Source organism: Sphingopyxis sp. 113P3 (assembly GCF_001278035.1).
Lineage (GTDB): Bacteria > Pseudomonadota > Alphaproteobacteria > Sphingomonadales > Sphingomonadaceae > Sphingopyxis.
The window spans coordinates 2,820,035-2,845,632 of sequence record NZ_CP009452.1; the positions used below are offsets into that span (position 1 = coordinate 2,820,035).

Consider the following 25,598-nt stretch of genomic DNA (forward strand, 5'->3'; position numbering starts at 1 on the left):
AGCATTTTGCTGCGCTGGTTATGAATCGCGCCATCGGTCAATGCCATGGAGTCGCCCAGTGAGGATCGCATGTGTCGGAGGCGGGCCGGCGGGCCTGTATTTCGCAATTTCGATGAAGCTGCGCGAACCCGCGCACAGTATCGACGTCTTTGAGCGCAACAGGCCTGATGACACTTTTGGCTGGGGCGTCGTCTTTTCCGATCAGACGGTCGAGAACCTGATGGCGAACGACCCCGTCAGCGGCGCGACGATCCGCGATGAATTCGCACATTGGGACGATATCGACGTCCATATTCACGGCGAATGTATTCGCTCCTCGGGGCACGGTTTCATCGGCATCGGGCGCAAGCGCCTCCTTGCGATCCTTCAAGACCGCGCCCGCGAGCTCGGCATCGCGCTGCATTTTGAATATGAAGCGAGCGCAGACCTCGCCGATTGGGCCGATTACGATCTGGTAATAGCCGCCGACGGAGCGAACAGCCGGATTCGAAGCGCGCATTCCGAGTTTTTCGACGTCGATATCGAGGTCCGCAAAAACAAGTTCTTCTGGTTCGGGACTTCGAAGCAATTCGACGCGTTCACCTTTGCCTTCGAACGCACCGAAGCGGGCTGGGTATGGGCGCACGCCTATCGTTTCGATGACGAACTTTCCACCTTCATCGTCGAGATGGAGCCCGAGACTTGGACAGGGCTCGGCCTCGACAAGATGGACCAGCCTGAAGCGATTGCGCTGTGCGAAACCATCTTTGCGCGCCATCTGGACGGCAATCCGCTGATGTCGAATGCCGCCCACCTGCCCGGTCCGCAGGCTTGGCTCAACTTCCGGCGCATCATTACCGGGCGCTGGTCGTACCATAAGTTCATACTCCTCGGCGACGCAGCACACACCGCCCATTTCTCGATCGGGTCGGGCACGAAGCTCGCGCTCGAAGATGCGATCAAGCTCGCCGAAGTGTTGAGCCGCCCGGGGCTGAGCCGCGCTGAAGCACTCGATGAATACCAAGCCGAGCGCAGTATCGAGGTGCTGAAACTGCAGAACAGCGCCCGCAACTCGACCGAGTGGTTCGAGACCCTGGACCGTTATCTGCCCTTCGAGCCCATTCAGTTCGCCTACTCCCTGCTCACACGTTCGCAGCGTGTAAGCCATGAGAATCTGCGGCTTCGTGACAGAAGCTGGCTTGAAAGCGTCGAGCGCTGGTTTCAGTCACGCGCGCCAGGCGGACGCGACGAGGGTGCGCCGCCGATGTTCGCGCCGTACAAGCTGCGCGAAATGGTCATCGAAAACCGGATCGTCGTCTCGCCGATGGCGATGTATTGCGCGACGGACGGCACGCCGGGCGACTTTCATTTCGTCCACTATGGCGCGCGCGCGCAGGGCGGCGCAGGGCTCGTCTATACGGAGATGACCTGCGTGTCGCCCGAAGCGCGGATCACGCCTGGCTGCCCCGGAATGTACGCGCCAGAACATGTCGCCGCCTGGCGCCGTATCACCGAGTTCGTGCACCGCGAAAGCAAGGCAAAGATCTGCCTTCAGCTGGGCCACTCGGGCGCCAAGGGGTCTACCAAAGTCGGCTGGGAGGGGATGGACGAGCCACTCGACGAGGGCAATTGGCCCCTCATCGCCGCCTCCGACGTGGCGTGGAGCCCAGGCAACCAGACGCCGCGGGCTATGAGCCGAGACGATATGACCATGGTGCGCGAGCAGTTTGTGGATGCAACGAAAATGGCGATCGATGCCGGCTTCGATATGGTCGAAATGCACGCCGCCCACGGATATCTTCTGTCAAGCTTCATCACCCCCCTCCTTAACCGGCGCTCCGACGAATATGGCGGGTGCCTTGAAAACCGGCTGCGCTTCCCGCTCGAGGTGTTTGCCGCGATGCGCGCCGTCTGGCCCGCCGAACGGCCGATGTCGGTGCGCATCTCCGCCAATGACTGGATGGGCGATGCGGGCGTGACTCCCGACGAGGCAGTGCTGATCGCGCAGGCGTTCGATGCCGCAGGTGCCGACCTGATCGACGTCTCCGCGGGCCAGACCTGGGCCGATTGCAAGCCCGTCTACGGCCGCATGTTCCAGACCCCTTTCGCCGATCAGATACGCAACGAGGCGCGAGTATCGACGATGGCGGTCGGTAACATCTTCGAGACGGACCACGCCAATTCGATCCTCGCTGCCGGCCGCGCCGATCTGGTCGCGATCGGGCGTCCGCACATGATCGACCCCATGTGGACACTGCGCGCGGCGGCGCAGCACGACTATCACGGCGCTGCGGTACCGCCGGGGTACCGGAACGGGTTCAGCCAGCTCGCACGCAATATGAAGCGCGCGGCTGAACAGGAAGCGGCGTGGAGAGGGTAGATGCGGCTGAAGGACATGCATGCTGTCGTTACCGGCGGAGGATCGGGGATCGGGGCCGCGGTCGCTCGCGCGCTCGCCGCCGAGGGTGCGCGGCTGACGCTGGTCGGTCGGCGGCGTGAGGCGCTGGAGGCCACTGCAGCCACTTTGCCGGGCGCTTGTGTCGCACCCGCGGACGTTGTCGACCGCGCCGCGATCGATGACGCTTTTGCAGCAGCGCGCGATGCGCATGGCCCCATCAAGATCCTCGTCAACAACGCCGGCATTGCGCCCAGCGCACCTTTCGCCCGCGTCAGCGCCGAAACATGGCGCGCGACCATGGCGGTCAATCTCGACGCGCTCCTCCACTGCTGCCAGTCGGCCCTGCCCGACCTGTTGGCCGCAGAAGCCGGCCGCATCGTCACCGTCGCCTCGACCGCTGGCGTGAAGGGCTACGCCTATACCGCTCCATATGTGGCATCGAAGCATGGCGCGATCGGACTGATGCGCGCGCTCGCTGCCGAATATGCCGCTACCGGCTTGACCGCCAACGCCGTGTGCCCGGGCTTCACCGACACCGATATCGTTGGAGAGGCAGTAGCGAACATCCGGCTGAAAACAGGCCGCAGCGAAGCGGATGCGCTCACCGAGTTGACGCGCTTCAACCCGCAGAAGCGGCTGATCGATCCGGCGGAGGTGGCCGAAGCGGTCCTGTGGCTCTGCCTCCCGGCCAGCCGGTCGGTCACAGGTCAAGCAGTGATGATCGCGGGCGGGGAAGTGATGTGACCGAGCGGAGAGCCATTCGCGAAAAGCACGAGGGCGCGCTCGACGATCGCGGCAACGTCCGGCTGTGGCTGCGACTGCTGACGTGTACAACGGTGATCGAAAAACGCCTCAAGCGCCGCTTCGCCGACCAATATGGCATCACGCTGCCGCGCTTCGACGTCATGGCGGCGCTAGACCGCCACCCCGAGGGGATGACGATGGGGCAATTGTCGCAGGCGCTGCTGGTCTCAAATGGCAATGTTACCGGCGTCGTGCAGGCGCTGCTGCGCGACCGCTATCTCAGTATTGCGCCCTCCCCCACCGACGGCCGGGCGTCCATCGTCCGGCTGACCCCGCTCGGGCAGGACTGCTTCAGCGGTCTTGCCGAGGCGCATCACGAATGGGTCGACACGATGCTGGGCAACCTCACGGGCGATCAGCGCGCGGCGCTCTTCAATCTTCTCGGCGCGCTCAAGGATTCGCTCGCCGCCGACAATGGAAAGGAACAGCCATGAATCCCGAAAACTTCCTGCCCGAACATTTCGGGTGGCGTTTCGACGGAGGCGTCGCAACGATTACGCTGAACCGTCCCGACCGCAAGAATCCCCTCACCTTCGAAAGCTATGCCGAATTGCGCGACACGTTTCGCGCTCTCGTCTACGCGCCCGAAGTGAAGGTCATCATCGTTACGGGCGCCGGCGGCAACTTCTCATCGGGCGGCGACGTCCACGAGATTATCGGCCCGCTTACGAAAATGCGGATGCCCGAACTGCTCAATTTCACGCGCATGACCGGTGATCTCGTCAAGGCGATGCGCGCGTGCCCACAACCGGTAATTGCGGCGATTGACGGTATCTGCGTCGGAGCTGGCGCTATCATAGCAATGGCCTCGGACATGCGCCTTGCGACCCCGCGGGCCAAGACGGCCTTCCTGTTCACGCGGGTCGGCCTTGCCGGCTGCGACATGGGCGCATGCGCAATCCTCCCGCGCATTATCGGCCAGGGGCGCGCCTCGGACCTCCTGTACACCGGGCGCATGCTCAGCGCCGAAGAGGGCGAGCGGTGGGGCTTTCACAACCGCCTGGTCGAACCCGACGCGCTGCTCGAGGAGGCGACCAACCTAGCCCGCTCGCTCGCCGCAGGGCCCACTTTCGCACACGGCATCACCAAGACTCAGCTCGGCATCGAATGGGCGGTCTCGGTCGAAACCGCGATTGAAATGGAAGCGCAGGCGCAGGCCATCTGCATGGCGACGAATGATTTCCGCCGCGCTTTCGAAGCCTTTGCGGACAAGCGCATCCCCGAGTTCGCAGGCGACTGATGGCCGATCGCAGCTTCCTCGACTGGCCGTTCCTTGATGATGGCCACCGCCGCCTCGCGATCGAGCTCGACGACTGGTGCTTGGCGAACATCACCCACCATCATTCGGGCGATATCGATGACGAATGCCGCGCGCTCGTTCGCGCGCTCGGCGACGCGGGCTGGCTGCGCTACTGCGTGCCGGCCGCCTATGGGGGGGTGCACGAAAGCATTGACATTCGCTCGCTCGCGCTGATCCGCGAAACTCTCGCGCGTCATTCGGGACTCGCCGACTTTGCGTTTGCGATGCAGGGGTTGGGATCGGGCACGATCAGCCTCTTCGGCACCGAGGCGCAGAAAACGGCCTATCTGCCTGAGGTTGCCGCAGGGAGAAAGATCGCCGCCTTCGCCCTCACGGAGCCCGCGTCGGGGTCGGATGTCGCCTCGATGGAAACGACGGCGACACGCACCGCCGACGGATTTGTTGTCAATGGCGCCAAGACCTACATCTCGAATGGCGGCATTGCCGACTATTATGTTCTCTTCGCCCGCACGGGCGAAGCGCCCGGCGCGAGGGGCGTTTCGGCCTTCATCGTCGACGCCGACACGCCGGGGCTCGACGTGACCGATCGCATCGCCGTGATTGCGCCGCACCCGCTCGCGACGCTGACCTTCACCGACATGGCGCTCGCCGATACCGCGCTGCTCGGTGAGGCGGGGCGCGGCTTTGCGCAGGCGATGGCGACACTCGACATCTTTCGCACCACCGTGGGCGCCGCTGCGCTCGGTTTCGCGCGCCGCGCACTCGACGAGGCGACCGCGCGCGCGCGAGTCCGCAAGCTGGGTTCGGCCACGCTCGCCGACAATGCGATCACGCAATCAAAGCTCGCCGAAATGGTCCTCGACGTTGATACCTCGGCGCTTCTCATCTACCGCGCCGGCTGGCTCCGCGACGTGCGCGGAGAACGAAACACCCGAGAAGCAGCGCTAGCAAAGCTTCATGCCACCGACAGCGCGCAGGCCGTGATCGACAAGGCGGTGCAGATATTCGGCGGGCTCGGCGTCACGGTCGGAACACCCGTCGAGGCGCTATATCGCGAGGTACGCGCGCTACGTATCTACGAGGGCGCCTCGGAAGTGCAAAAGGTCGTTATCGCCCGCCAGCATCTCGCCCAGAGCGCATCCTGATGTTCAGGACCAGTCTTCCGCTGCGCTTCGCGCACTGCGACCCTGCGGGCATCGCCTATTACCCCCGGTACTTCGAGCTATGCGACGCGGCCATCGAAGACTGGACGGCAGCTGTGCTCGGCATCGATCGGCGCAAGATGCACCTCGAAATGGGGCTCGGCCTGCCCACCGTCAGCCTTAACGCCGAGTTCTCGGCGCCGAGCCGCTTGGGAGACATGCTCGATTTCACCGTGACCGTGACGCGAGCAGGGCGCAGCTCGGTCGATCTCGCGGTCGACATCGCCTGCGCTGGCCAGCCGCGCTTCGCGGTGCGTTTTACGCAGGTACTTACCGATTTGGCGAAGGGAAGCTCGCGGACCTGGCCCCCCGAATTTCTCGAACGCCTCAAGAAGGAATTGTCATGACTGCTCACCAATCCCTCCTTCCCCCCGGCTGGAAGCGCCCGCGCGGCTATGCCAATGGAGTCGCAGCGAGAGGCGATATGGTTTTCACCGCCGGGGTCGTCGGCTGGGATGCCGAAGAACGCTTCGTTGCGCCCGACCTCGCCGGACAGTTCCGCCAAATACTCGTCAATACGCTCGCGATTCTCGCCGAGGGGGGCGCGGGGCCCGAGCATATCGTGCGCATGACCTGGTATGTGACGAGCCGCGAGGAGTATCTCGCCAGCCTGCCCGCGATCGGCGACGCCTATCGCGAGCTTATCGGCAAGAACTTCCCGGCGATGGCGGTCGTCGAAGTGGCCGCGCTGGTCGAGGCCGAAGCCAAGATCGAGATCGAAACGATCGCCGTCGTTCCCGACGCCGGTTGAGCAAAGGGCCGAGACATGCAGAAATTCGACTGGGCCGACGCCTTCCTCCTCGACGATCAGCTGGAAGATGATGAGCGGATGATCCGCGACAGCGCGCGCGCCTATGCCCGTGACCGGCTGGCGCCGCGCGCGATCGACGCGTTCGCGACCGAGCACACCGATCCGGAGATCTTCCGTGAAATGGGTGAACTCGGACTCCTCGGACCGACGATCCCCGAAACCTATGGCGGGGTTAGCGCCTCTTATGTCGCCTATGGCCTCGTCGCGCGCGAGGTCGAGCGTGTCGACTCGGGCTATCGTTCGATGATGAGCGTTCAGTCGAGCCTGGTCATGTATCCGATCCATGCCTTCGGGTCCGAGGAGCAGAAGCAGCGCTATCTACCGAAGCTGGCGCGCGGCGAGTGGATCGGCTGTTTCGGATTGACCGAACCCGACGCCGGCAGCGACCCGGGCGGGATGCGGACACGCGCGGTCAAAATCGACAGTGGTTATCGCTTGTCAGGCACCAAGACCTGGATCTCGAACGCCCCGATTGCCGATGTTTTCGTCGTCTGGGCCAAATCCGACGCGCACGGCGGCGCGATCCGCGGATTCATACTCGAAAAGGGAATGCCGGGGCTCTCGGCGCCGAAGATCGAAGGCAAGTTCAGCCTCCGTACCTCTGTCACCGGTATGGTAGTGATGGAGGATGTCGAGGTTACCGAAGACGCATTGCTCCCCGATGTCGAGGGGCTGAGGGGCCCCTTCTCCTGTCTCAACCGTGCGCGCTACGGGATCAGTTGGGGTGCGCTCGGCGCCGCCGAATATTGCTTCCACGCCGCGCGGCAGTACGGGCTCGATCGGCACCAGTTTGGCCGCCCGCTCGCCGCGACCCAGCTGTTCCAGAAAAAGCTCGCCGACATGGAGACCGACATCGCGCTCGGACTGCAGGCCAGTCTGCGCGTCGGGCGGCTTATTGACCAAGGCCGGTTCGCGCCCGAAATGATCTCCATGGTCAAGCGCAACAACGTCGGAAAGGCGCTCGACATTGCCCGCATGGCGCGCGACATGCACGGCGGCAATGGGATCAGCGGAGAATATCAGGTCATTCGCCACATGGTGAATCTCGAAACCGTGAACACCTACGAAGGCACGCACGACGTGCACGCGCTGATCCTCGGCCGCGCGATAACGGGCATATCCGCCTTTTGACAAGGCGCGCTCGCGCCGCCCTCGCGGCGGCGCCCGCTATGGGCGATCCCCGCCGCGAAGTAACGATCGGCATTTCCATATCCGTTCTCACGCATTGCCCGCGAAAAGCCGGTGGAGCTTTACCATCGCTGTCCGGCACCGGTCATCCCGGGTTATCCTTGCCTTCCCTTCCGGCGCCTGGACCGCGGGGCGCGCGGCGCAGCCCATCCCCCGCAGACCAAGCAGACAGCCCTCGAAACGAGCCAAACGGACGTCGAGCTTCTCCGCCAGCTTTGGCAGTCACCCGGAGAGCCGCATCCAACAGCGTCTGAAATGACATATATTCATATTCATACGAATATCGTTTGATTATGGCATGAGCGGGGACGTATGATCCGTAAGGCCTTTGTGCCCGGACGCGCGATCCCCTTGTGCCGGGACGCGTCAGTTCAGGAACATAAAGGCCGGGACACCGGGCGCAAAGTTCGGACTGTCACACCAAAATCACGGAAACGCTTCCATTGCCGGGGCTGGGCGCTCGCACCCACGACCGACATAATTGAATGCAAATACATATGCTTTCGGCTAATTCGCGGTCAGCGCCAACCGGCCATGACGGAACGGCTTGATCGAACGAGACATTTGAGGAACACATGAAGACAGGGTCGACGGAGAAATCGGCAGGCAGGGCAGAGGGAAAAATGGAAAACCGTGGCGACTATGACCCGAGCAGCCCAACGTTCCGCTTGGAAAACTCCCCTTTCTACCTGATGGCGCACGCCGATTTCAAATATCACGAGGATATGGACAAGGTGCTGCACAAGCACGGCGTGTCCAAGCCCATCTACCGCGTCATGACGGTGCTACGCGAACGGCAACCGGCAAGCATCGGCGCTATTGCTGAAGCAGCCCTCACCAAGCGGTCGACGATCAGCAGGATCATCGACCGGATGGTCGAGCAGGGCCTGGTCACGACCGAACCCAATCCGGAAGACAATCGGATTACTGAAGTCACGCTGACCGCGGCAGGCCAGCAAACGCTGCGCAAACTCACCCCGATCGTTGGGCGCCAGTTCACCCGCGCGATGGACGGCGTCAGCAATCGCGACATCGCCCATCTATTGCGCACGCTTCAAAGGATCAGCGCCAACCTCAGCAAGCTCCCGATCGAATAGCGCGGCCGCTCAGCGCGCGGGACCCTCAACGACGAGCTTACCGTCAGCGACAACGTAGCGGACGTCGCGAAGATTCTTGAGGGACTCAAGGGGATTGGCGCCAACGATCAAGAGGTCGGCGATCTTTCCCTTCTCGATCGTCCCGAGCTTGTCGCCCATACCCAGTATCTCCGCCCCAACGCGCGTGGCCGACGCGAGAACAGCCGCGTTGCTCATCCCGGCCTCGCTCAGGTAATCGAGTTCGCGGAAATAGGCGTCAGGATAACGGGTGTCATTTTCGAACGGGATGTCAGTGCCGACGCCAATCGGCACCCCCGCGCGATAGGCTTCAGCGACCCGTTTCAAATGGTCCTGCTGGTCGATGACAAACCGGCGCGAATGGGTGTGATAGAAACCACCAGAGGGGATCCCCGCTGACGGGTAGCCGCCGTTCAGCAGATTGTCGAAGGCCCCGATCGTGGGCACGAATGCCGTGCCATGCTTCTTCATCAGCGGCACCGCCTGGTCGCTCATCAGCAACGGATGCTCGATCGTGTCGACCCCCGCCTCGATCGCCCAGTCGGTATATTTACCATAGCTGTCGATTGCGACCGGAACTCCGAGCGAATGGGCTTCTTCGATCGCCGCCGCGAGTTCCTCCTTGTCCGCCGGCGCCCCGAGCTTGATCCAGTCGGCGAGGTTGCGGACCTGCTGCCGCACCGCGGTGCGCCATTCCCACGGGCCGTTGAAACCCTTGCTGGGCCCTCCCAGCGCGGGCTTCTGCCGTCCGGTCGCGGTGGAGGTCACCTCGTCGCCATGGCCGCCAGTCGTCGCAATGATGCGACCACTCCAGAGCACGCGCGGCCCGCGAATAATTCCCCGGTCGACCGCCTCCTTGATGCGCAGCGCCACATCATCGACAGTCCCGACATCGCGGGCCGCGGTAATGCCGGCGCTGATCAACTGCTCCGCGAGCGCGACCCCCCGGATCGCGGCTCCCGCCGGACTGTCGGAATATTTGCCGAAGTCATCGCAGCGCTGCTGCGTGAAATGGATGTGCAAGTCGATCAGGCCGGGCAAGATGTAAAGGCCGGTCGCGTCAATCCTTCGCGCCGCGCCGGCCGGGACCGCCGTTACGCCGGCAGGCCCGGCCGAAACGATCCGGTCACCCTGCATGACGACAACCGCGTCGGGAATTGGCGCGGCACCCCGCCCGTCGATCAGCGTGCCGCCAGTGATGACGACGACCGGCTCCGTGCTGCGATCGACCGGTGGGATCGGGAGGCGGCGCACGTCGTCGGTGGTCTCCGGGATCGCGCGCGGTGCAGCCTGGAGATGGGCGGGCAGCATCGCAAGCGCAACAAGCGCGCTCATCCCCAAGGCCGCCTTTTCACGACGAAGGCGGGCTGATCTGCGTGCGGGCGCGACAGGCATGGTGATCTCCAACAACATGTGAATTTACATATGATTTAAAGCGTGAATTGCTTGACGAAACAAGAGGGATTTGCTTCCCTCTCCAGGCGGCTGGGTCGGCAGGCGATCGCAACCCCGGGAACATGGCATGCATCTGGCAAATTCGCAGGCGAGGATCGGGCAGGGTCTCGACCATGCGATGACGCTCGCCCGCGCCGGCCAACTCGACGCGGCCGAGGCGAGCCTGCGCGGGATATTGATCGCCCATCCCGATCACCATGACGCGCTGCAACTCCTGGGCATGGTCGCGCGCAGCCGAGGCGAGCATGAAGCCGCGATAACCCTGTTCGGGCGTTCGCTCGCCGTGCGGCCGGAACAGCCCCACGTGCTGAATAATCTCGGCAACAGCCTGGCGGACAGCGGCCGACACGCCGAAGCGGTGCAAGCCTATGAGAAGGCGCTCGCGCAGACACCGGCATATGTCGACGCCCGCTTGAACCTGGCACTCGCCTGGCTGGCGCTCGGCCAGCCGGAATCGGCCTGCGAAACGCTGCAACCGGCCCTCGGCTCGATGCCCGAGCACGCCCGCGCATGGGCAATCTTGGGGCAGGCGCTGGGCGAGATGAAACAGGCCGGGCGTGCCGTTGACGCGTGGAAAACCGCGCTGAGCCTACGACCTGGCCACGTCCCCTGGCTCCATAACTTGGCAGTCGCGCTGCGCCTTGTGGGCCGCGCCCGCGAAGCCCTGCCAATCTTTCGCGAATGCGCCGCCCGCTCGGCTGACGAAGCGAAGATCCACTACAACCTCGGCCACTGCCTGCAGGATCTAGGGCAAATCGATGCAGCGGCTGCAGCCTATAAGCAGGCCATTCGCCTGACGCCGACCGATGCCGAACTCCATGATTCGCTCAGCCGCATGCTTTGGCAGCACGGCCAAACGCAGGTGCATGTGAGGAGCTATCGCGAGGCCCTGGTCGACCACCCTGATGACCCGGGCCTCCTCGCGGGACTGGCAAATCGGTTGACGCTGGCCGGCGAGCCGAGAGCGGCAGTGGACATACTGGCGCCTGCCATCGCTCGCGGCGCCGCTGACGCCGATCTTCACTACCGCCATGGCCAAGCGCTTTGGACGTCCCACCAGCCTGACCGTGCGCTCGCAGCGTTTGAGGCCGCGCTCGCCGCGGATGCCGGCCACGCACCCAGCCTTCGCGAGTCGGCAAGAGCCCTCATCATTCTCGACCGGCTCGCCGAAGCGCGTCCACGGATTGAGCGTCGGCTCGCCGCAGAACCGACCGACCAGCAGGCGCTCGCCCTGCAAAGCATATTATGGCGCCTGGACGGCGACGAGCGCGCGCTATGGCTGACCAACCCCGGACTGATCGGTCGCGTACGGCTTATGCCTGGGAATGGCGACGCAGCAGCTTTCAACGACCAGCTCGACCGTGCGCTGGGCGCGCTCCACATCGGTTCGCGACATCCGCTCGAACAGACGCTGCGGGGCGGCACCCAGACCACCGACGATCTCTTCAGCCGCGATCTCCCAGAGATAAGGGCGGTTCGCGCGATGATCGAAGCGGGTGTGCGACGCTATATCGACGCGCTGCCGACCGATCCGGCTCACCCCTTTCTGTGCCGCAAGGCGCCCGCTTTTACCTTTTCGGGTTCGTGGTCAGTCAGGCTCCACGGCGGCGGCCACCACACGAACCATATCCACCCAGAGGGCTGGATCAGCGCTGTCTACTATGTCTCGCTGCCCGAGGCGGTCGGCAATTCCGAACAGGGCTGGCTGAAGTTTGGTGAGACGGGACTTAACCTCGGCGAACGCGAGCAGGTCCAACTGACCGTCCGCCCGGAACCCGGGCTGCTCGTTCTCTTCCCTTCCTATTTCTACCATGGGACGACCCCCTTCGCGGACGAGGACCATCGCACCACCATTGCGTTCGACATCGTGCCGACAAACCGGGCGAACGTCAAAAGCCCCGCAAATCCTGCTTCATGATTGCATATTTCCGGTTCGAGAGGAGTTCAGCATGGCCAGTCAGATACTTCAGCAGTTCGCCGCCGGGGTCGCTTCCGGTGCAATCCGCACGATCGACCTGACCCAGACGCTGTCGCCCGAGACGCCGACGCTGGTGCTGCCGCCCGAATTCGGCCAGTGCGCCGCGTTCAGCCAGGAAGAAATCTCGCGGTACGACGATCGGGGCGTCGCCTGGTACTGGAACAATTTCACCGTCAGCGAGCATACTGGAACGCACTTCGATGCGCCGATTCACTGGATCACCGGAAAGGATCTGCCGAACAATGCGGTCGATACGGTCGCGCCGGCCGATTTTGTCGCCGCGGCCGTGGTAATCGACATTTCGGACAAGGCGGCGGCCGATCCCGACTATCTGCTTACCGTCGCCGATATTGAAGCATGGGAGGCCGAACATGGCCGCATCCCCCCGCGCAGCTGGGTGATGCTCCGCACCGACTGGTCGAAGCGTGATGTCGATGCCTATACCAACCGCCGCGAAGACGGCGCGCATACGCCCGGACCGTCAGTCGAGGCGGTGCGGTTCCTCGTCGATCAACGCGATGCCCATGGTCTCGGCGTTGAAACAATTGGAACAGACGCCGGGCAGGCGCATCTGCTCGACCCCGCCTATCCCGCACATACCCTGTTCCACGCTGCGGGCCGTTATGGCCTGCAATGCCTTGAGAATCTGGACAAGTTGCCGCCGACGGGCAGCGTGATCATTGCCGCGCCGCTCAAGATCAAGGGCGGCTCGGGCAGCCCCCTGCGCGTTCTTGCACTCGTCGCGGACTGAGGCCCACATGGCGGAGCGGTCGTTCAAGGCGGAAGTCGAGCAGCTCAAGCTCGGCGACGGCGAGATATTCGAGGGTGAAGGCATTCTTGCGGTCACCAAGGCTCTTCTCCAAGCCGGTGTCGCCTATGTGGGCGGCTACCAGGGATCGCCTATCAGCCACCTGATGGATGTGTTTGCCGACGCGAGCGACCTGATGGCGGGGCTCGGCGTGCACTTTGAAAGCTCGTCGAGCGAGGCGACAGCGGCGGCAATGCTGGCTGCATCGGTAAATTACCCGCTGCGAGGCGCGGTCGCGTGGAAATCGGTCGTTGGTACCAATGTCGCCTCGGACGCCCTCTCGAACGTCGCGTCGGGAGGTGTCACCGGCGGAGCGCTGATCATTCTCGGCGAGGACTATGGCGAGGGTTCCTCGATCATGCAGGAGCGCACGCACGCCTTTGCCATGAAGTCGCAAATGTGGCTGCTCGACCCGCGGCCAAGCCTGCCCCTGATCGTCGACATGGTGGAAAAGGGATTCGAGCTGTCGGAGGCCTCGAACACGCCGGTGATGCTCGAACTGCGGGTACGCGCCTGCCACGCAACCGGCCGCTTCGTCGCGCGAAACAATCGGCGCCCCCCGTTGACCGTCGCCGACGCCGCGGCGTCGCCGAGGCGCGATACCAGCCGCATTGTCCTGCCGCCCGCCAATTTCCTGCACGAGGTCGAAAAGATCGAAAAACGCTGGCCCGCGGGCATCGACTTCGTGAAGGGGAATGGGCTCAACGAGTATTTTGGCCCCGACAGCGACGAGATCGGTATTATCGTCCAGGGTGGGTTGTTCAATTCTCTCAACCGCGCGCTCGAAATGATCGACCTTTCGGACGCCTTCGGCAATGCGGCGATGCCGGTCTATGTCCTCAACGTCACCTACCCTCTGATCCCCGACGAGGTGAATGCCTTTTGCGCGGGCAAACGCGCGGTCCTGGTGGTCGAGGAAGGCCAGCCCGAATTTATCGAGCACGAGCTCAACACGCTTGTCCGCCGTGCGGGCCTCAAGACCCGCATTATCGGCAAGGAAGTCCTTCCGCGCGCGGGTGAATATACAACGGCAGTCATCAAGGGCGGCATCGCGAAATTCCTCCATGCGCATGCCCCTGAGCGCGCACCGGCGGAGGAAGCGGCTCAGCCCCCCGCGCTGCCGCCAAGCGCTGTCCCGCAGCGTCCGGCCGGCTTTTGCACCGGTTGCCCGGAGCGCCCGATCTTTTCAGCGATGAAGCTGGTGCAGAAGGACATCGGTGAATTGCATGTGTCAGCCGACATCGGCTGCCATCTTTTCTCCATTCTGCCGCCGTTCCATATCGGAAACACGACGATGGGCTATGGCCTCGGGACCGCGGGCGCGTCGGCCTTCAGGCCGAAGGACAAGCGCGCCGTCGCAGTCATGGGTGACGGCGGCTTCTGGCACAACGGACTTACCTCGGGGATCGGCAACGCCGTGTTCAACCAGGACGACAACCTGACAATCATCGTCGACAACGGCTATTCAGCCGCAACGGGCGGCCAGGACATTCCCTCGTCGCGAGCGACGCCCCCAAACCGCAAAACGAACAATCCGATCGAGCGCGCGGTACGGGGTGTCGGCATTGCCTGGGCGCAGACGCGGACACGCACCTATGACGTCGCGGGGATGCGCGATGCGATCCGCGAGGCGCTCACGACGCCCGAAAAAGGCCCGAAGGTGCTCGTCGCGCAGTCCGAATGCCAGCTCAACCGCCAGCGACGCATAAAACCCCAACTCGCCAAGGCGATGAAGGCGGGCAAGCGCGTCGTGCGCGAGCGCTTCGGCGTCGACCCTGATACCTGCACGGGCGATCATAGCTGTATCCGCTTGTCGGGCTGCCCGTCGCTGACAATCCGCACAAACCCCGACCCGCTGCGAGAAGATCCCGTCGCGCATGTCGAGAACAGCTGTGTCGGTTGCGGCGTCTGCGGCGAGATCAGTCACGCTGCCATACTCTGTCCATCCTTCTACAAGGCCCGGATCATCGCCAACCCCAGCCGACGCGACCGCCTGCGTCAGCGGCTCCGGGGCTGGGTCATCGGCGCGCTCCAGAGGCGATCCGCGCGAAAGCTCGCCGCGAGGGCCTTCTGATGCGCCGGCGTGAACGCATCACCATCGCCGTGCTCGGTCTTGGCGGCCAAGGGGGGGGAGTCCTTGCAGACTGGATCGTCCAGCTCGGAATGAAAAACGGTTATGTGGCGCAGGGGACGTCTGTCCCTGGCGTCGCTCAGCGCACCGGCGCGACGGTCTACTATATCGAGATGTTCCCGGGCGGGTCCGGGGCGGAGCCCATTCTCGCATTGATGCCGGTGCAAGGGGACGTCGACATCGTCGTCGCATCCGAACTGATGGAGGCAGGCCGGGCCATCCTGCGGGGCTTCGTATCGCGCGACACAGTGCTGATCGGTTCGACGCATCGCGTCTACGCCATCGATGAAAAGATCGCGATGGGCGACGGCCGCGCCAGTAGTGAGCGGATCATCGCAGCTGCCCACGAGCGCGCGGGTCGCTTCATTGGCTTCGACATGGATGCCGCCGCCGAGCGAGCAGGCAGCGTGATCAGCTCGGTCATGTTTGGCGCCCTCGCGGGCAGCGGCGCCCTCCCCTTTTCACGCGCCGCGTTCGAAGAGGCGATTCGCGCTGGCGGCAAGGCCATCGACGCGAACCTCCGCGGCTTTTCCATTGGCTTCGATGCCGCCCAGGGCAAGGCAGATGCCGACGACGCCTCGCCAGTCCGCGCCGAGCCCAGCACCGAGATCGGACGCGCGTTCCTCGCCCGTATCCAGGGGAAATTGCCACCCGAAGCGCAGGAGTTTGCGGTCGAGGGCGTCAAGCGGCTCATCGATTATCAGGACGCAGCCTATGCTGACTTCTATCTCGACCGGCTCGAAAGTCTCGAAAGGGATCCGCAACTCCTTACCGAGGCCGCGCGGCACCTCGCGCTCTGGATGTCCTACGAAGATACGATTCGGGTCGCCGCGCTGAAAGTTCGCGCCAGCCGATTTGCGCGGGTGCGCGCCGAGGTGAAAGCGAAGGACGATCAGATTGTCCAGCTCACCGAATATATGCACCCACGCCTCGAAGAAATTTGCGAGACGATGCCCGCCGCGCTTGGCCGCCGGCTTCTCGCCAGCCGAACGCTCTCCCGTGTCCTTAAACCGCTGTTCAGCCGGGGCCGCCACGTCGAGACGACCAGCCTGCGTTGGTTCCTGACGCTTTCGTTGGTTGCCGGCCTGCGGCGCTGGCGGCGCGCTACGCTGCGCTACAAGCTGGAGCAGGCCCGTATCGAGGATTGGCTGGCGCTTGTCCGAGCCGCCGAACCGGCAACAGCTCTTGAACTTGTAAAGTGTCAGCGACTGATCAAGGGCTATGGCGAAACGTTCGAGCGCGGGCTCGGCAATTATACGCGCATCGTAGAGCGCTACCGCGCTGGCGGCCTCGCCGCCCCCGATATCGCCCGCCTGCGCGACGCCGCGCTGGCAGACGAACGCGGCGATGCGCTGACGCTAGCCCTCGCCTCCTGATCGCTGGGACGCCGCTATCCACGCGTCGACCTTGGCCTCGAGCATCGTCATGGGTAATTGCCCCTGCGCAAGGATAAGGTCGTGGAACGCCCGAAGGTCGAACCGTTCGCCGAGCGCTGCCTCAGCGCGTCGACGTAGCTCGACAATCTTGAGCTCCCCCACCTTGTACGCCACCGCGCCGCCCGGCGCTCCGATGTATCGCGCCAGTTCGGTGTCGATATTGATGTCGGCCAGCGCAGTGTTCTCCTCGAAACATCGCCGGGCCTGCGCATAACTCCAGCCCATGACGTGAATCCCCGTGTCGACGACCATCCGGCATGCGCGCCACATCTCGGTTGAGAGACTACCGAATTTTTCATAGGCGTCGCGATATACGCCCATTTCATGTCCCAAGCGTTCGGCATAGAGTGCCCAGCCTTCGCGGAATGCAAGCAAATCGCGCGCACGGCGAAATGACGGCAACTCGGCGTTTTCATTATTGAGCGCTCCGTGCGTGTGGTGTCCGGGGGCGGCCTCGTGCAGGCTGAGCGCCGGGACCTCGTACAAGGGCCGCTGGTCGAGATGCGAGGTGTTGACTACGAAGGTTCCGGCAAATCCCTTGGCGAAGTCGCCGCCCCCGCCCCCACGCGCGGTCGTATAGCCTTCCTCGAGCTCGCGCGGCACCGGGACAATGGTGAAGGGCTGACGCGGGAGCACGCTGAAATAGCGGGGCAGCACGCCGTCGATCCGCTTCGATGCGGCAGCATATTTCTCGATCAACCCTTCGCGGCTGGTGGCATAGAAGCGCGGGTCGGTCCGCAGGAACCGCAGCCAGTCGGCAAAGTTCCCCTCAAAGCCGGTCGAGGCAATGACCCTGTCCATCTCCCCGCGAATCCGCTGCACCTCAGCAAGCCCCATCGCATGGACCTGCTCTGCGCTGAGGTCGGTCGTGGTATAATAGCGCAGCAGGAAATCATAATAGGCGCGCCCGCCGGGCACCGCGGCGATGCCGAGTTCCTTGCGCGCCTTTGCGCGGTACGGGCCATCGATATAGGCGAGCGCTGCCTTTTGCGCCGGGCGGATCTCGCGCTCGAGAAGTTGCTGCGCCTCCGCGTGGACAGCGGGATAGCCGGCGAGCGGCGCGAGCATCGGATCGTCCGCGACAGGGACCGCGATCTGGTTGCGGAGCACCGCCACTGCGACATCGATCACGACCTGCGGGTGCGTCCAGCCCGTTGCCACGCCGCGTTCGAGATTGGCGCGCTGCTCAGCGAAGTAGCGCGGAATGCCGCGCATCCGAGCCGCCCACGCGCGGGCTTCAGCCTCATCGCTTATAGCAAGCCCTCGGGCCAAGGCATAAGGCGTGTTGTAAAAGCCTTCATGCGCGACAAATGCGAACCGGCGCTCGTCGAAATCGATGCCTTCGACCCGCCAGCCGATCAGTTGGCGCAAATAGTCGCGATTGACGCGCTCCTCTCCCGTCAGCGTCGCGACATCAAGGGCATCAAGCTCGGCGGCGATCCGCTCCAGTTCGGCCTTCCGGCGCCCCATGCCGTCCGGGGTCTCATCAGGCCAGCCCACGCGTGAGCGCGACGGGTCGGACCTCCCCGCTTCCATCGGATAATCTGCAGCGAAATGCTCATATTGTGCGATCAGGTCCGACAGTTCAGGGGCGCTCGCCCCGGTCAAGAGGACCGCCGAGACGCTCAGCACAAATAGTCGCCGCCAGCACCGTCCTGGCTGCGCGGTCAATTTGATCATCGGGAATTCCTTTCGCAGAAGGTTGCCGCATCCGTTCCGGATCGAACATCGATCGGACGGGGCGGGTGGGAACGACCAGGCATCTGGCCAAACCGGCGCAAATGGACGCATTTCTGCCGGGCCATCCCGGCCCCGCAGGCTTCCAGGAAAAATAATATAGCTTCAACCTGCTCAACGCGCTGCCGAGCAGGCACCAGGTTCGCGGCGGCCAGCGGCGCGCCATCAGTCCCGAAGGTGGAGGCTCGCGGGCGCTCATCGCTTTCGGCGAAGCATCGCTCCGCGGCGCACGCGAAATCGCCGCTTCGGCTGTGATAGGCCTGTCGCCGATGAGAGGAATTATCTAGCACATGGACCTGGCACCAGCGGCGAGGGCAGCAGCGCGACGCCCAGATGACGCGCGCGTTGCTCAGGTCACGTGCGCGGCGGGCGGCCGAACCCGACCTCGAAAGGGGCAGCGAAATGCCGCGCCCATCTGCGCGCCTTGGATCAAGGGGCCATTGCCCAATGCGGTCGCCCCCCCTCTTGCGCCGCCTGGACACCCTCCCGACAATCCCGAACCGCTGGCGCCCCGAATGTTCCATCGCTTCAGTTCGAGAGATAGGCCATCGACATCAGCAATTTGGGCAGCACGGCTGCAGCGGCATGAAAGCGCACCGGAGACGGCTCGCGCGGCCGGACTGAAAGGGCCTCGCGGTTTCCCGTCACCAGCATCTCGGCGACCTCGGCCCCGATGACGCTGTTCGTCGAGATGCCGCGTCCGTTACACGCCTGGATTGCGATCGCCCCCTCGCCCAGGTCATAAATTTCGGGAAGGAACGAGGTGTTCACCCACGCCACCCCGCGCCACAGATAGTCGATCTGGGGATCGGGCATGGCCGCGAAATGCTGTTTGAGCCGCCGCCGGGCTTCACGATAACAGGCCTTGTCCCCGCGCACGAGGAAGGACACCGGAAAGGCTGAGATAAGATGTCCGAAGCCGTCGAGGCGCGCACTGAAAAGATAAGGCACCTTGTCCGTGAACGCGCCTCCTTGCGGAAGGATGACTTCCTTTTGAGCGACATCGAGCGGCGCTGTTGCGAACTGGAAGACGTGCAGCGGCAGGGTCGTACGGTGCATCGCCGGATGGAGCGCGGCATTGCTCCCGTTGGCCGCGAGCACGACGCGGGCAGCGCGCACCGTGCCCCCAGGCGTCCGGCACACCCAACCGCCATTCCGGCGCTCGAGCGATCGCACCGGGCTGTTGGCGAAAAGGCGGGCGCCGTGGCGCACGGCGGCGGAGCCAAGTCCGCGCACATAAGCGAGAGGATTCAGGCTGCCGCCGTCCCCAAAGCGCAGCGCGCCGCAATAGCGGTCGGCTCCGAACAGCCGCCGCGCCTCACCGCCCGCTACGAAATCGACATCATGGCCACGCTCACGCCACTGCCCAGCATAGCTACGCTGGGTATCCGCCAGGGCCTCGGTATGTGCAGGCGCGTAAAAACCGTCCTGGCGCGCATCGCAGTCAATATCATAGCGCCTGACCAGGTCGAATACGCGCTGCGCTGAGGCGCCTATCATCTGCGTGAGGCGGTCGCCCGCTTCCTCGCCAATCACCTCACCGATCGTTTCGGGGGAATGACGGATATAGTCGGGTGCAACCAGCCCCCCGCTCTGCCCGGTCGCGCCATCGCCGAGCTGTCCGGCTTCGACGAGGACGACGTCCGCGCCCTTTTCAGCGAGGTGGAGCGCGGTCGAGGTGCCCGCAATGCCGCCGCCAATCACCAGGATATCGGTTTCGATTTGGCCTGCGAGTGGCGCGAGGCGGGGACCGGGTGCCGCAGTCGCGGTCCACAACGGAACCGTCACGCTTTCACGGCGCGCGGCGCGGGATAGGGAGTGATGCTGCATCACCGCTCCGTCGACCAGGCGAAAGAGGAGGGTATCGCGACGAGGGGGAGTAACCCCGTCGCGGCGCCCTCAACTCGGGACAATATCATATGCGAACTTTCCTGCTCGCCCGGTCAGTCGCCGGGCTGTTGTGTTTCAAGTCGTGGCGGGAATTTGCAGCGCCCCCCGTCCCTTCCGCCGCGCGAGGGCGACGAAGAGGAGAACGAAGCAGAGCGCGACGGGAGTATTCATGATCATCGGCAACGACATTTCGTTGTTGCCGACGATCGATACGGCGATGAAGATCGCAGTGCCTTCCTGCCGCATCAGATGCTCGACCCCGATCGCCACATTCTCGCGCCTGGTGAAGCCAGCAAAGCGCACGATGGTCATCACCACCGCGACCATGATGAAGTTGAGCGCGACGGTTATCCAGAAGAGCGCGCCCAGATTTTCGCGCAGCACCGGCACCTGATCGTAGAGGATGACACCGAACGAGCTGAACAGCACGATCGTCGCGGCATTTTTCAGGTAACGCTTGAACCCAATCGCGAAATCGGGACGCCAGGCACGCACTGCAAAACCGACCGTCGCCGGCAGCACGGTGATCGAGAAAATGTCCCAGAAGAACGACGCGAGCGGAACCTGGACGTCCGCGTCGAGCCCCATGAAATGGAGCAGCGCGAAATGCGCGTAAAAGGGAACGACGAGGATGTAGATCATGCTGAGGATCAGCGTCAGCGACATTGACAGCGCGAGATCGCCCTTTGCCATGTCGGTGAACAGGTTCGAGAGCATCCCGCCCGGCGTGGTCGCAAGCAGGACAAAGCCGACCGCGAGCGCCGCGGTCGGTGCCACGGTCAGCGCGAGCGATACACCGATCAGCGGGGGCACGATCAGCATCGAACACACGCCAAAGATCAGCGCGCGCTTGTTGCGAAACACCTGGCGGAAATCATCGGCGGTCAGCGACAGCCCCATCGACACCATGATCGCGACCAGCGACCCGGGCAGCAACCAGTTGCCCAACAAGGACATCAGTTCGTCATAAGTCATCCGCGAACGTCCTCAAGCCGTCTCGAGCGACAGGGTACAGGCTCCATTGCGGCGGATCGTGCGGCAATCGGCCTGCGCTTTGGCAAGATCCTCGTCGACAATCCGCGCGCAGACATTGGCCTGGATCCAGCCGAACGGCATCAGCAGCCGCCCGCCCCCGCCGTAGAAGACGCCGATGTCATAGAAGGGGCCCGGCGGAAGCCCCTTCGTGCTGCCCGCCGACAGATAAGCGAGCACTATGTCGCCTGCGTCGGGATAGGACGTGGCGTTCTCGGCCGGGATCGTTGGCTGAGCCATCGCGGCCGGTAGCGTACTGGCCGGCATCGGGACGGATATTTCCGGACCGGTCCAGATCGCATGCATCGCCTCGAACCCTGCCCGGCGTTCGGCGAGATCCCACAGGAAAGCCGTCGATACGGGCGCCACGTCGTCGAGCAGCCGGCAACGCGCAGAGAGCCCCGATTGCGGCTCGATCAGTCTGATGTAACGCATGCCCCCCCCTATTTTCCGCTCACCATTTCCAGATACTCCTCTTTTTGGAGCGCGATGGGAACGTTGCCGTTCTGCCAGAGATAATCGTGAAAGCGCTTGAGATCGAACGTCTCGCCCTCGCGCACGCGGGCCTCGGCAAGGAATTCCGCGGTCTGCATCTTGCCAATCTGGTAACTGATCGCCTGCCCCGGCGATGCCGCGAAGAAGACCGCCTCCTCCTCTGCCGTCGCGCGGTCCATCGGCACCATCTTTTCCAAATAGTCGGCCGCCTCGGAGATACTGAACTCGCCGAGTGCGAGCTTGACGTCCACTTCGACGCGCAGCGCGCGCAGCCGCGCGAAATTATAGATGATCTCGCGCGTCTTGGGCGCGTCGGCCCACAGTCCCGCCTGCAACATCATTTCTTCGGCGTAGAAACCCGTGCCCTCGTTCGCTCCGCTGTCGTAATAATGGCGGCGTAGCGGGTTCGAATGTTTCCAGCCGAGCGTGAGCTGGAAGAAATGCCCCGGCACGCCCTCGTGGACGATGATTGGCCGGGGGTCCCGGGCGATCGAGAGGTTGAAATAACCGAGCTTCGGCGACGGTTCTGGAAGGTAGACCGTCGCATCCTGTCCAACTCGAGCCTGGCTGGTCAGGTCGAAGGTGCGCCCGAGCCAGGCGATCGGTGCGAGATAGGCGGGGAACGGCTGCGCCTTGTAATGCCCCGCCCACTCGGGGACGGTCAGCAGATTCTTCTCCCGCAGGAAGTCGCGCACCTTGAGCTCATCGGCGTTGAGCTTTGCAGTCACCCGATCGATCGAGCTGCCGATCGGCAAGTCGGCGACGCCTGCATTCCGGCTGCGCTCAAGCTCTTCGAACAACACGGAACGCGCCCATTCCTGCCGTCCCATCACGAGCAGATCTTCCGGCGAATAAGGATAGAGCGCTACGCTGCTGAGGAAATAGCGGTAGGAATCGCGCCCTACCGCAGTGGTTTCGGAAAGCCCCGCGCGCTTCCCTTTCAAAAAGGTGCCGAAGTCGGCAAACGCTGCGACTGCCTTGTCTCTCGCAGCCTTCAATCGTTCCCGCTGCGCGGGGCTCGCGTGCGGATCGATTCCTGCGACCATGCCGTCGAGGCTGGCGGGCACCTCCGCCATTTGATGGAGCGCTGCGTCGACGAAGGGGCCGCGCATGTCGGTGAGGTTGGCCCTGCCCGCCGCGAGGATCGCGGGTGCGTTGCCGAGCAGCCGGATCACATCATCGATCCGTGCGCGTTCAAGCGGCGGTGGCGGCAGCAACACCTCGAAAATCGGGTTCAGCGCCTGTGCGACATAGAAATGCGGTTGCCGGCGCCAGGCGGCGACATGGTCGAGCTCCCAGCGCACGCGCGACAGCGCTGACCCCACAAGACGGTAATCGACCCTCTCTTCGGCAGTTCGCGGCTTGCCCGCCAGCGCCTTCCATTCCACTTCGAACGCCGCGAGCCGCTTCTGCTGTGCCGCGACTGCCGCGGGCGACCAGTCGGGTGTCCAGCGCTGCGGCCGGACGATGCGCGGAATATCGTCGCTCGTTGCGGGCTGCGTCTCTGCACGCCACGCCCAGAATTCGGCGCCGAGCCGCTGAACTTCGGCTTGCGCGGCCGCATTTGGCGCCGACAGGAGGGCAGCACCGCCGACCAGCACTGAGATCGCCCGGCGCAGCATTCTATTCCCGGTTCTTCACATGGCGGTCCAAGAAATCGACCATTTTCTTGAACGCGAAGCGAGCTTGCGGAAGATTGTCGCTTGCCCAGGCGTGATTACCGCCCGGCAGCGTTACCAGTTCGAACATCTGCTCGCGCTGGATCATCTGCTCGGCAAGCGCGATCGTGTCCGAATAGAGCACCACAGGATCGCGCGTCCCGTGGATGATCATCAAGGGATCCCTGATCCCCTTCGCCTGGTAGAGCGCCGACTGCGCCTCGTAGCGCGCGGGCATGTCGGCGCCCTCGGGCGGCCCCATGATCCACATCTGCGACGGGTAGGCGTGCCACACGTTCGTCGCCGGCGCACCCGCGATCCCGGCGGCATAGACGCCCGGCTTCTTCGACAATGACATGATCGTCATCAGCCCGCCATAGCTCGACCCCCAGATGCCGATACGCTTCGGGTCGGCGTAACCCTTGGCGACCAGGTAGCGCACCCCGCTCTCGAGGTCGTTGATGTCGGTTTCACCATAGCTGTGATATTGCGTCTGGTTGTGATCGCGGCCCTGCCCCCACGATCCTCGCACATTGACGTTGAGCACAATATAGCCCTGCGCGACGAAATATTGGTCGATCCCCCACGTCGGGTGTGCGCGCCGCCCGCCCCATTGGTTGCGCACGGCATCTGAATAGACCGACCCGACGATGACCGGATAACGTTTGGAAGGATCGTAATTGGCCGGCAGGCTGATACGCGCGAGGAGATTTGTCCCGTCGACATGGCTCGGGAATTCGGCGTATCCGATATCCGCCCACGTCTGCTGATAGAATTCAGGCTGGGGCGACTTGGTCACCTGCGTTGCCCGCCCCGGCTTCGTCGTATCGACTAGATAAAGTTCGGGCGGGGTCGTGTCGTTGCTGTACCAGTCAGCGACGTGCCGGAAATCAGGTGAAAAGACAGGCTGGTGCGTGCCGGCCGCCGCGCCGCTGATCCGCTGAATATTTCCGCCTGCAACCGGTACACGGTAGATTTGGCGGTCAGCAAGGCGGGACTCGTTCGCGGTGAAATAGAGCTGGCCAGCCTTGCGATCGACCGTGAAGCTTTCGACCTCCCACTTGCCGCTCGTAATCTGGCGGGGCGTTCCGCCTGCCGCGCGCTGGTGATAGAGGTGCAGCCAGCCGTCCCGATCGGTCAGGATGATCAGGCCGTCGTCACCCGGCGCCCACGCGACTTGCCAGTCGGGACGCAGATGCTTGGGTTCGCGGAGCTGGTAGAAGGTCTCGCGCGCACCGCTTGCCACGTCATAGACGTAGATTGTGTGCTCCTTGGCCTCCATGTCGGATCCGCTAACGAAGAGGCGCTTGCCATCGCTCGAAATGCCGTAATCCCACACGTGATGCTTTGCATCGGGGCGTTCGTAAAAGCGCGTTTCGCCCGACGCCAGCGTCACGACGCCGATCGTCGTCCTGGTCGTCTCGTCGCCCGGAAATGGCCGGATCACGCGGTTGTTCTGCAGTTCACCCTTGGCATAGTAGAAGATATCGCGCTCGGGCGTGGCACGATCGTCGGACTGCTTGAAGGCGATCGCCTTGGCATCCGCGGCCCATTGGAAATCCTCGATATAAACCTTGGGGTCCTCGTCACCTGCAACCCGGCGCGCAGCGTTGGGCGCCTTTGCCCCAATATCACGCACCCAAAGCACCCCGCCCAGCGTCACCCGGTTTCGGGGGTCAACCGGGTTGCCCGAGATGAAGGCGAGCCGGGTCCCGTCGGGCGACACCGCAAGCTTGCGGATCGCCTGCTTGTCGGTCTCGACCTTCGCGATCGTTCCGTTCGCCTCGCGGATATGAAGTTGGCCACCGAGAGTGAAGGCGATGCGCCCCTTGTCGAGTGCGACCGCCTGGGTGATCCCCTTCGCCTCGGCCTCGGGCTTGCTGTCTTCACCAAGCCGCGTCAGGCGAACCTTTTTTCCGGTCTTTACCGAATAGGACCAGATGTCGCGGAAGCTGTAGCCTTCGTCGTTCCAGAGGAAGAGCACGGTGCTGCCGTCGGCCGACCAGGCATAGCCTTCGGGCGTCGTACCGATCAGGCTCTTGTACCGGTAGAGCTCGTCGAGCGACAGCGACGTTCCGGCCGAACTCGCGGTGCCCCGAACCGGCACGGGCCGATCCTGCGCAACCGCGGCGGGCGATGACAGCGCGAGCGCCAGCACGGTGCCGGCCATTCCCAACAGACCCAGTTTGTTCATCGAGGTTTATTCCCAGCTTCACACGA

General features: G+C 63.8%; 20 protein-coding genes. 13 read left to right on the forward strand and 7 right to left on the reverse strand.

The features are described 5' to 3' along the window. Positions 1 to 58 precede the first annotated feature (58 nt). From LH20_RS13805 to LH20_RS13845, 9 genes are all read left to right on the forward strand, one after another. On the forward strand, positions 59 to 2,359 hold the full coding sequence (locus LH20_RS13805; protein WP_053554705.1) for a bifunctional salicylyl-CoA 5-hydroxylase/oxidoreductase: 2,301 nt from the start codon (positions 59 to 61) through the stop codon (positions 2,357 to 2,359). Beyond that, a complete protein-coding gene (locus LH20_RS13810; protein WP_053554706.1) occupies positions 2,360 to 3,121 on the forward strand; it encodes an SDR family NAD(P)-dependent oxidoreductase in 762 nt (253 codons plus the stop codon). After that, on the forward strand, positions 3,118 to 3,615 hold the full coding sequence (locus LH20_RS13815; protein ID WP_083455415.1) for a MarR family winged helix-turn-helix transcriptional regulator: 498 nt from the start codon (positions 3,118 to 3,120) through the stop codon (positions 3,613 to 3,615). Before LH20_RS13810 ends, LH20_RS13815 begins: the two co-directional genes overlap by 4 nt. Continuing rightward, the gene (locus LH20_RS13820) at positions 3,612 to 4,421 is read left to right on the forward strand and encodes an enoyl-CoA hydratase family protein (RefSeq protein WP_053554707.1); all 810 of its coding nucleotides are present in this window, start codon (positions 3,612 to 3,614) and stop codon (positions 4,419 to 4,421) included. The genes LH20_RS13815 and LH20_RS13820 overlap by 4 nt, the downstream gene beginning before the upstream one ends. Next, entirely contained in the window at positions 4,421 to 5,587 is a 1,167-nt protein-coding gene (locus LH20_RS13825; protein ID WP_053554708.1) for an acyl-CoA dehydrogenase family protein, read from the forward strand. The genes LH20_RS13820 and LH20_RS13825 overlap by 1 nt, the downstream gene beginning before the upstream one ends. Continuing rightward, the gene (locus LH20_RS13830; protein WP_053554709.1) at positions 5,587 to 5,991 is read left to right on the forward strand and encodes an acyl-CoA thioesterase; all 405 of its coding nucleotides are present in this window, start codon (positions 5,587 to 5,589) and stop codon (positions 5,989 to 5,991) included. The genes LH20_RS13825 and LH20_RS13830 overlap by 1 nt, the downstream gene beginning before the upstream one ends. Then, entirely contained in the window at positions 5,988 to 6,395 is a 408-nt protein-coding gene (locus LH20_RS13835) for a RidA family protein (protein ID WP_053554710.1), read from the forward strand. The genes LH20_RS13830 and LH20_RS13835 overlap by 4 nt, the downstream gene beginning before the upstream one ends. 15 nt (positions 6,396 to 6,410) lie before the next feature. Further along, positions 6,411 to 7,586, forward strand: coding sequence for an acyl-CoA dehydrogenase (locus LH20_RS13840; RefSeq protein ID WP_053554711.1), 1,176 nt, complete (start codon positions 6,411 to 6,413; stop codon positions 7,584 to 7,586). Between the two features lie 749 nt (positions 7,587 to 8,335). Beyond that, positions 8,336 to 8,740 carry a MarR family winged helix-turn-helix transcriptional regulator gene (locus LH20_RS13845; protein ID WP_235526984.1) on the forward strand — a complete coding sequence of 135 codons (405 nt, stop codon included), beginning with the start codon at positions 8,336 to 8,338 and terminating at the stop codon, positions 8,738 to 8,740. Positions 8,741 to 8,749: 9 nt separating this feature from the next. Here the strand turns inward: LH20_RS13845 and LH20_RS13850 are convergent, their stop codons facing one another. Next, positions 8,750 to 10,093 carry an amidohydrolase family protein gene (locus LH20_RS13850; protein WP_053554713.1) on the reverse strand — a complete coding sequence of 448 codons (1,344 nt, stop codon included), beginning with the start codon at positions 10,091 to 10,093 and terminating at the stop codon, positions 8,750 to 8,752. 187 nt (positions 10,094 to 10,280) lie between these two features. On the opposite strand from LH20_RS13850, the gene LH20_RS13855 reads away from it, so the two are divergent. The 4 genes from LH20_RS13855 to LH20_RS13870 are packed head-to-tail and all read left to right on the forward strand — an operon-like array spanning position 10,281 to position 16,506. Then, positions 10,281 to 12,131 carry a tetratricopeptide repeat protein gene (locus LH20_RS13855; protein WP_053554714.1) on the forward strand — a complete coding sequence of 617 codons (1,851 nt, stop codon included), beginning with the start codon at positions 10,281 to 10,283 and terminating at the stop codon, positions 12,129 to 12,131. A 31-nt stretch (positions 12,132 to 12,162) separates the two neighbouring features. Beyond that, positions 12,163 to 12,942, forward strand: a complete 780-nt coding sequence (locus LH20_RS13860) for a cyclase family protein (protein ID WP_053554715.1) — start codon at positions 12,163 to 12,165, stop codon at positions 12,940 to 12,942. 7 nt (positions 12,943 to 12,949) lie between these two features. After that, a complete protein-coding gene (locus tag LH20_RS13865; RefSeq protein WP_053554716.1) occupies positions 12,950 to 15,073 on the forward strand; it encodes an indolepyruvate ferredoxin oxidoreductase subunit alpha in 2,124 nt (707 codons plus the stop codon). Further along, positions 15,073 to 16,506: an indolepyruvate oxidoreductase subunit beta family protein gene (locus LH20_RS13870; protein WP_053554717.1), complete on the forward strand. Its 1,434-nt coding sequence runs from the start codon at positions 15,073 to 15,075 to the stop codon at positions 16,504 to 16,506. Before LH20_RS13865 ends, LH20_RS13870 begins: the two co-directional genes overlap by 1 nt. Here LH20_RS13870 and LH20_RS13875 read toward each other — a convergent pair. The 6 genes from LH20_RS13875 to LH20_RS13900 form a co-directional block, all read right to left on the reverse strand. After that, complete coding sequence (locus LH20_RS13875; RefSeq protein ID WP_053554718.1) at positions 16,489 to 18,246, reverse strand: DUF885 domain-containing protein; 1,758 nt, start codon at positions 18,244 to 18,246, stop codon at positions 16,489 to 16,491. The genes LH20_RS13870 and LH20_RS13875 overlap by 18 nt on opposite strands. Before the next feature lie 585 nt (positions 18,247 to 18,831). Then, positions 18,832 to 20,133 carry an NAD(P)/FAD-dependent oxidoreductase gene (locus tag LH20_RS13880; RefSeq protein WP_053554719.1) on the reverse strand — a complete coding sequence of 434 codons (1,302 nt, stop codon included), beginning with the start codon at positions 20,131 to 20,133 and terminating at the stop codon, positions 18,832 to 18,834. Positions 20,134 to 20,268: 135 nt separating this feature from the next. Beyond that, complete coding sequence (locus tag LH20_RS13885) at positions 20,269 to 21,168, reverse strand: bile acid:sodium symporter family protein (RefSeq protein WP_053554720.1); 900 nt, start codon at positions 21,166 to 21,168, stop codon at positions 20,269 to 20,271. Between the two features lie 12 nt (positions 21,169 to 21,180). After that, positions 21,181 to 21,660 (reverse strand): DUF3830 family protein, encoded by a 480-nt coding sequence (locus LH20_RS13890; protein WP_053554721.1) that lies wholly within the window; start codon positions 21,658 to 21,660, stop codon positions 21,181 to 21,183. An 8-nt stretch (positions 21,661 to 21,668) separates the two neighbouring features. Continuing rightward, complete coding sequence (locus LH20_RS13895; RefSeq protein ID WP_053554722.1) at positions 21,669 to 23,342, reverse strand: DUF885 family protein; 1,674 nt, start codon at positions 23,340 to 23,342, stop codon at positions 21,669 to 21,671. A 1-nt stretch (position 23,343) separates the two neighbouring features. Beyond that, positions 23,344 to 25,572: a S9 family peptidase gene (locus tag LH20_RS13900; RefSeq protein WP_053554723.1), complete on the reverse strand. Its 2,229-nt coding sequence runs from the start codon at positions 25,570 to 25,572 to the stop codon at positions 23,344 to 23,346. Positions 25,573 to 25,598: the final 26 nt, after the last annotated feature.

What these genes read in the sequence shown, in the direction of transcription:
- LH20_RS13810 (WP_053554706.1), top strand. Translation starts at nt 2,360, where the DNA reads ATGCGGCTGAAGGACATGCATGCTGTCGTTACCGGCGGAGGATCGGGG.
- LH20_RS13820 (WP_053554707.1), top strand. Translation starts at nt 3,612, where the DNA reads ATGAATCCCGAAAACTTCCTGCCCGAACATTTCGGGTGGCGTTTCGAC.
- LH20_RS13825 (WP_053554708.1), top strand. Translation starts at nt 4,421, where the DNA reads ATGGCCGATCGCAGCTTCCTCGACTGGCCGTTCCTTGATGATGGCCAC.
- LH20_RS13830 (WP_053554709.1), top strand. Translation starts at nt 5,587, where the DNA reads ATGTTCAGGACCAGTCTTCCGCTGCGCTTCGCGCACTGCGACCCTGCG.
- LH20_RS13835 (WP_053554710.1), top strand. Translation starts at nt 5,988, where the DNA reads ATGACTGCTCACCAATCCCTCCTTCCCCCCGGCTGGAAGCGCCCGCGC.
- LH20_RS13840 (WP_053554711.1), top strand. Translation starts at nt 6,411, where the DNA reads ATGCAGAAATTCGACTGGGCCGACGCCTTCCTCCTCGACGATCAGCTG.
- LH20_RS13845 (WP_235526984.1), top strand. Translation starts at nt 8,336, where the DNA reads ATGGCGCACGCCGATTTCAAATATCACGAGGATATGGACAAGGTGCTG.
- LH20_RS13850 (WP_053554713.1), bottom strand. Translation starts at nt 10,093, where the DNA reads ATGAGCGCGCTTGTTGCGCTTGCGATGCTGCCCGCCCATCTCCAGGCT.
- LH20_RS13855 (WP_053554714.1), top strand. Translation starts at nt 10,281, where the DNA reads ATGCATCTGGCAAATTCGCAGGCGAGGATCGGGCAGGGTCTCGACCAT.
- LH20_RS13860 (WP_053554715.1), top strand. Translation starts at nt 12,163, where the DNA reads ATGGCCAGTCAGATACTTCAGCAGTTCGCCGCCGGGGTCGCTTCCGGT.
- LH20_RS13865 (WP_053554716.1), top strand. Translation starts at nt 12,950, where the DNA reads ATGGCGGAGCGGTCGTTCAAGGCGGAAGTCGAGCAGCTCAAGCTCGGC.
- LH20_RS13870 (WP_053554717.1), top strand. Translation starts at nt 15,073, where the DNA reads ATGCGCCGGCGTGAACGCATCACCATCGCCGTGCTCGGTCTTGGCGGC.
- LH20_RS13875 (WP_053554718.1), bottom strand. Translation starts at nt 18,246, where the DNA reads ATGATCAAATTGACCGCGCAGCCAGGACGGTGCTGGCGGCGACTATTT.
- LH20_RS13880 (WP_053554719.1), bottom strand. Translation starts at nt 20,133, where the DNA reads ATGCAGCATCACTCCCTATCCCGCGCCGCGCGCCGTGAAAGCGTGACG.
- LH20_RS13885 (WP_053554720.1), bottom strand. Translation starts at nt 21,168, where the DNA reads ATGACTTATGACGAACTGATGTCCTTGTTGGGCAACTGGTTGCTGCCC.
- LH20_RS13890 (WP_053554721.1), bottom strand. Translation starts at nt 21,660, where the DNA reads ATGCGTTACATCAGACTGATCGAGCCGCAATCGGGGCTCTCTGCGCGT.
- LH20_RS13895 (WP_053554722.1), bottom strand. Translation starts at nt 23,342, where the DNA reads ATGCTGCGCCGGGCGATCTCAGTGCTGGTCGGCGGTGCTGCCCTCCTG.
- LH20_RS13900 (WP_053554723.1), bottom strand. Translation starts at nt 25,572, where the DNA reads ATGAACAAACTGGGTCTGTTGGGAATGGCCGGCACCGTGCTGGCGCTC.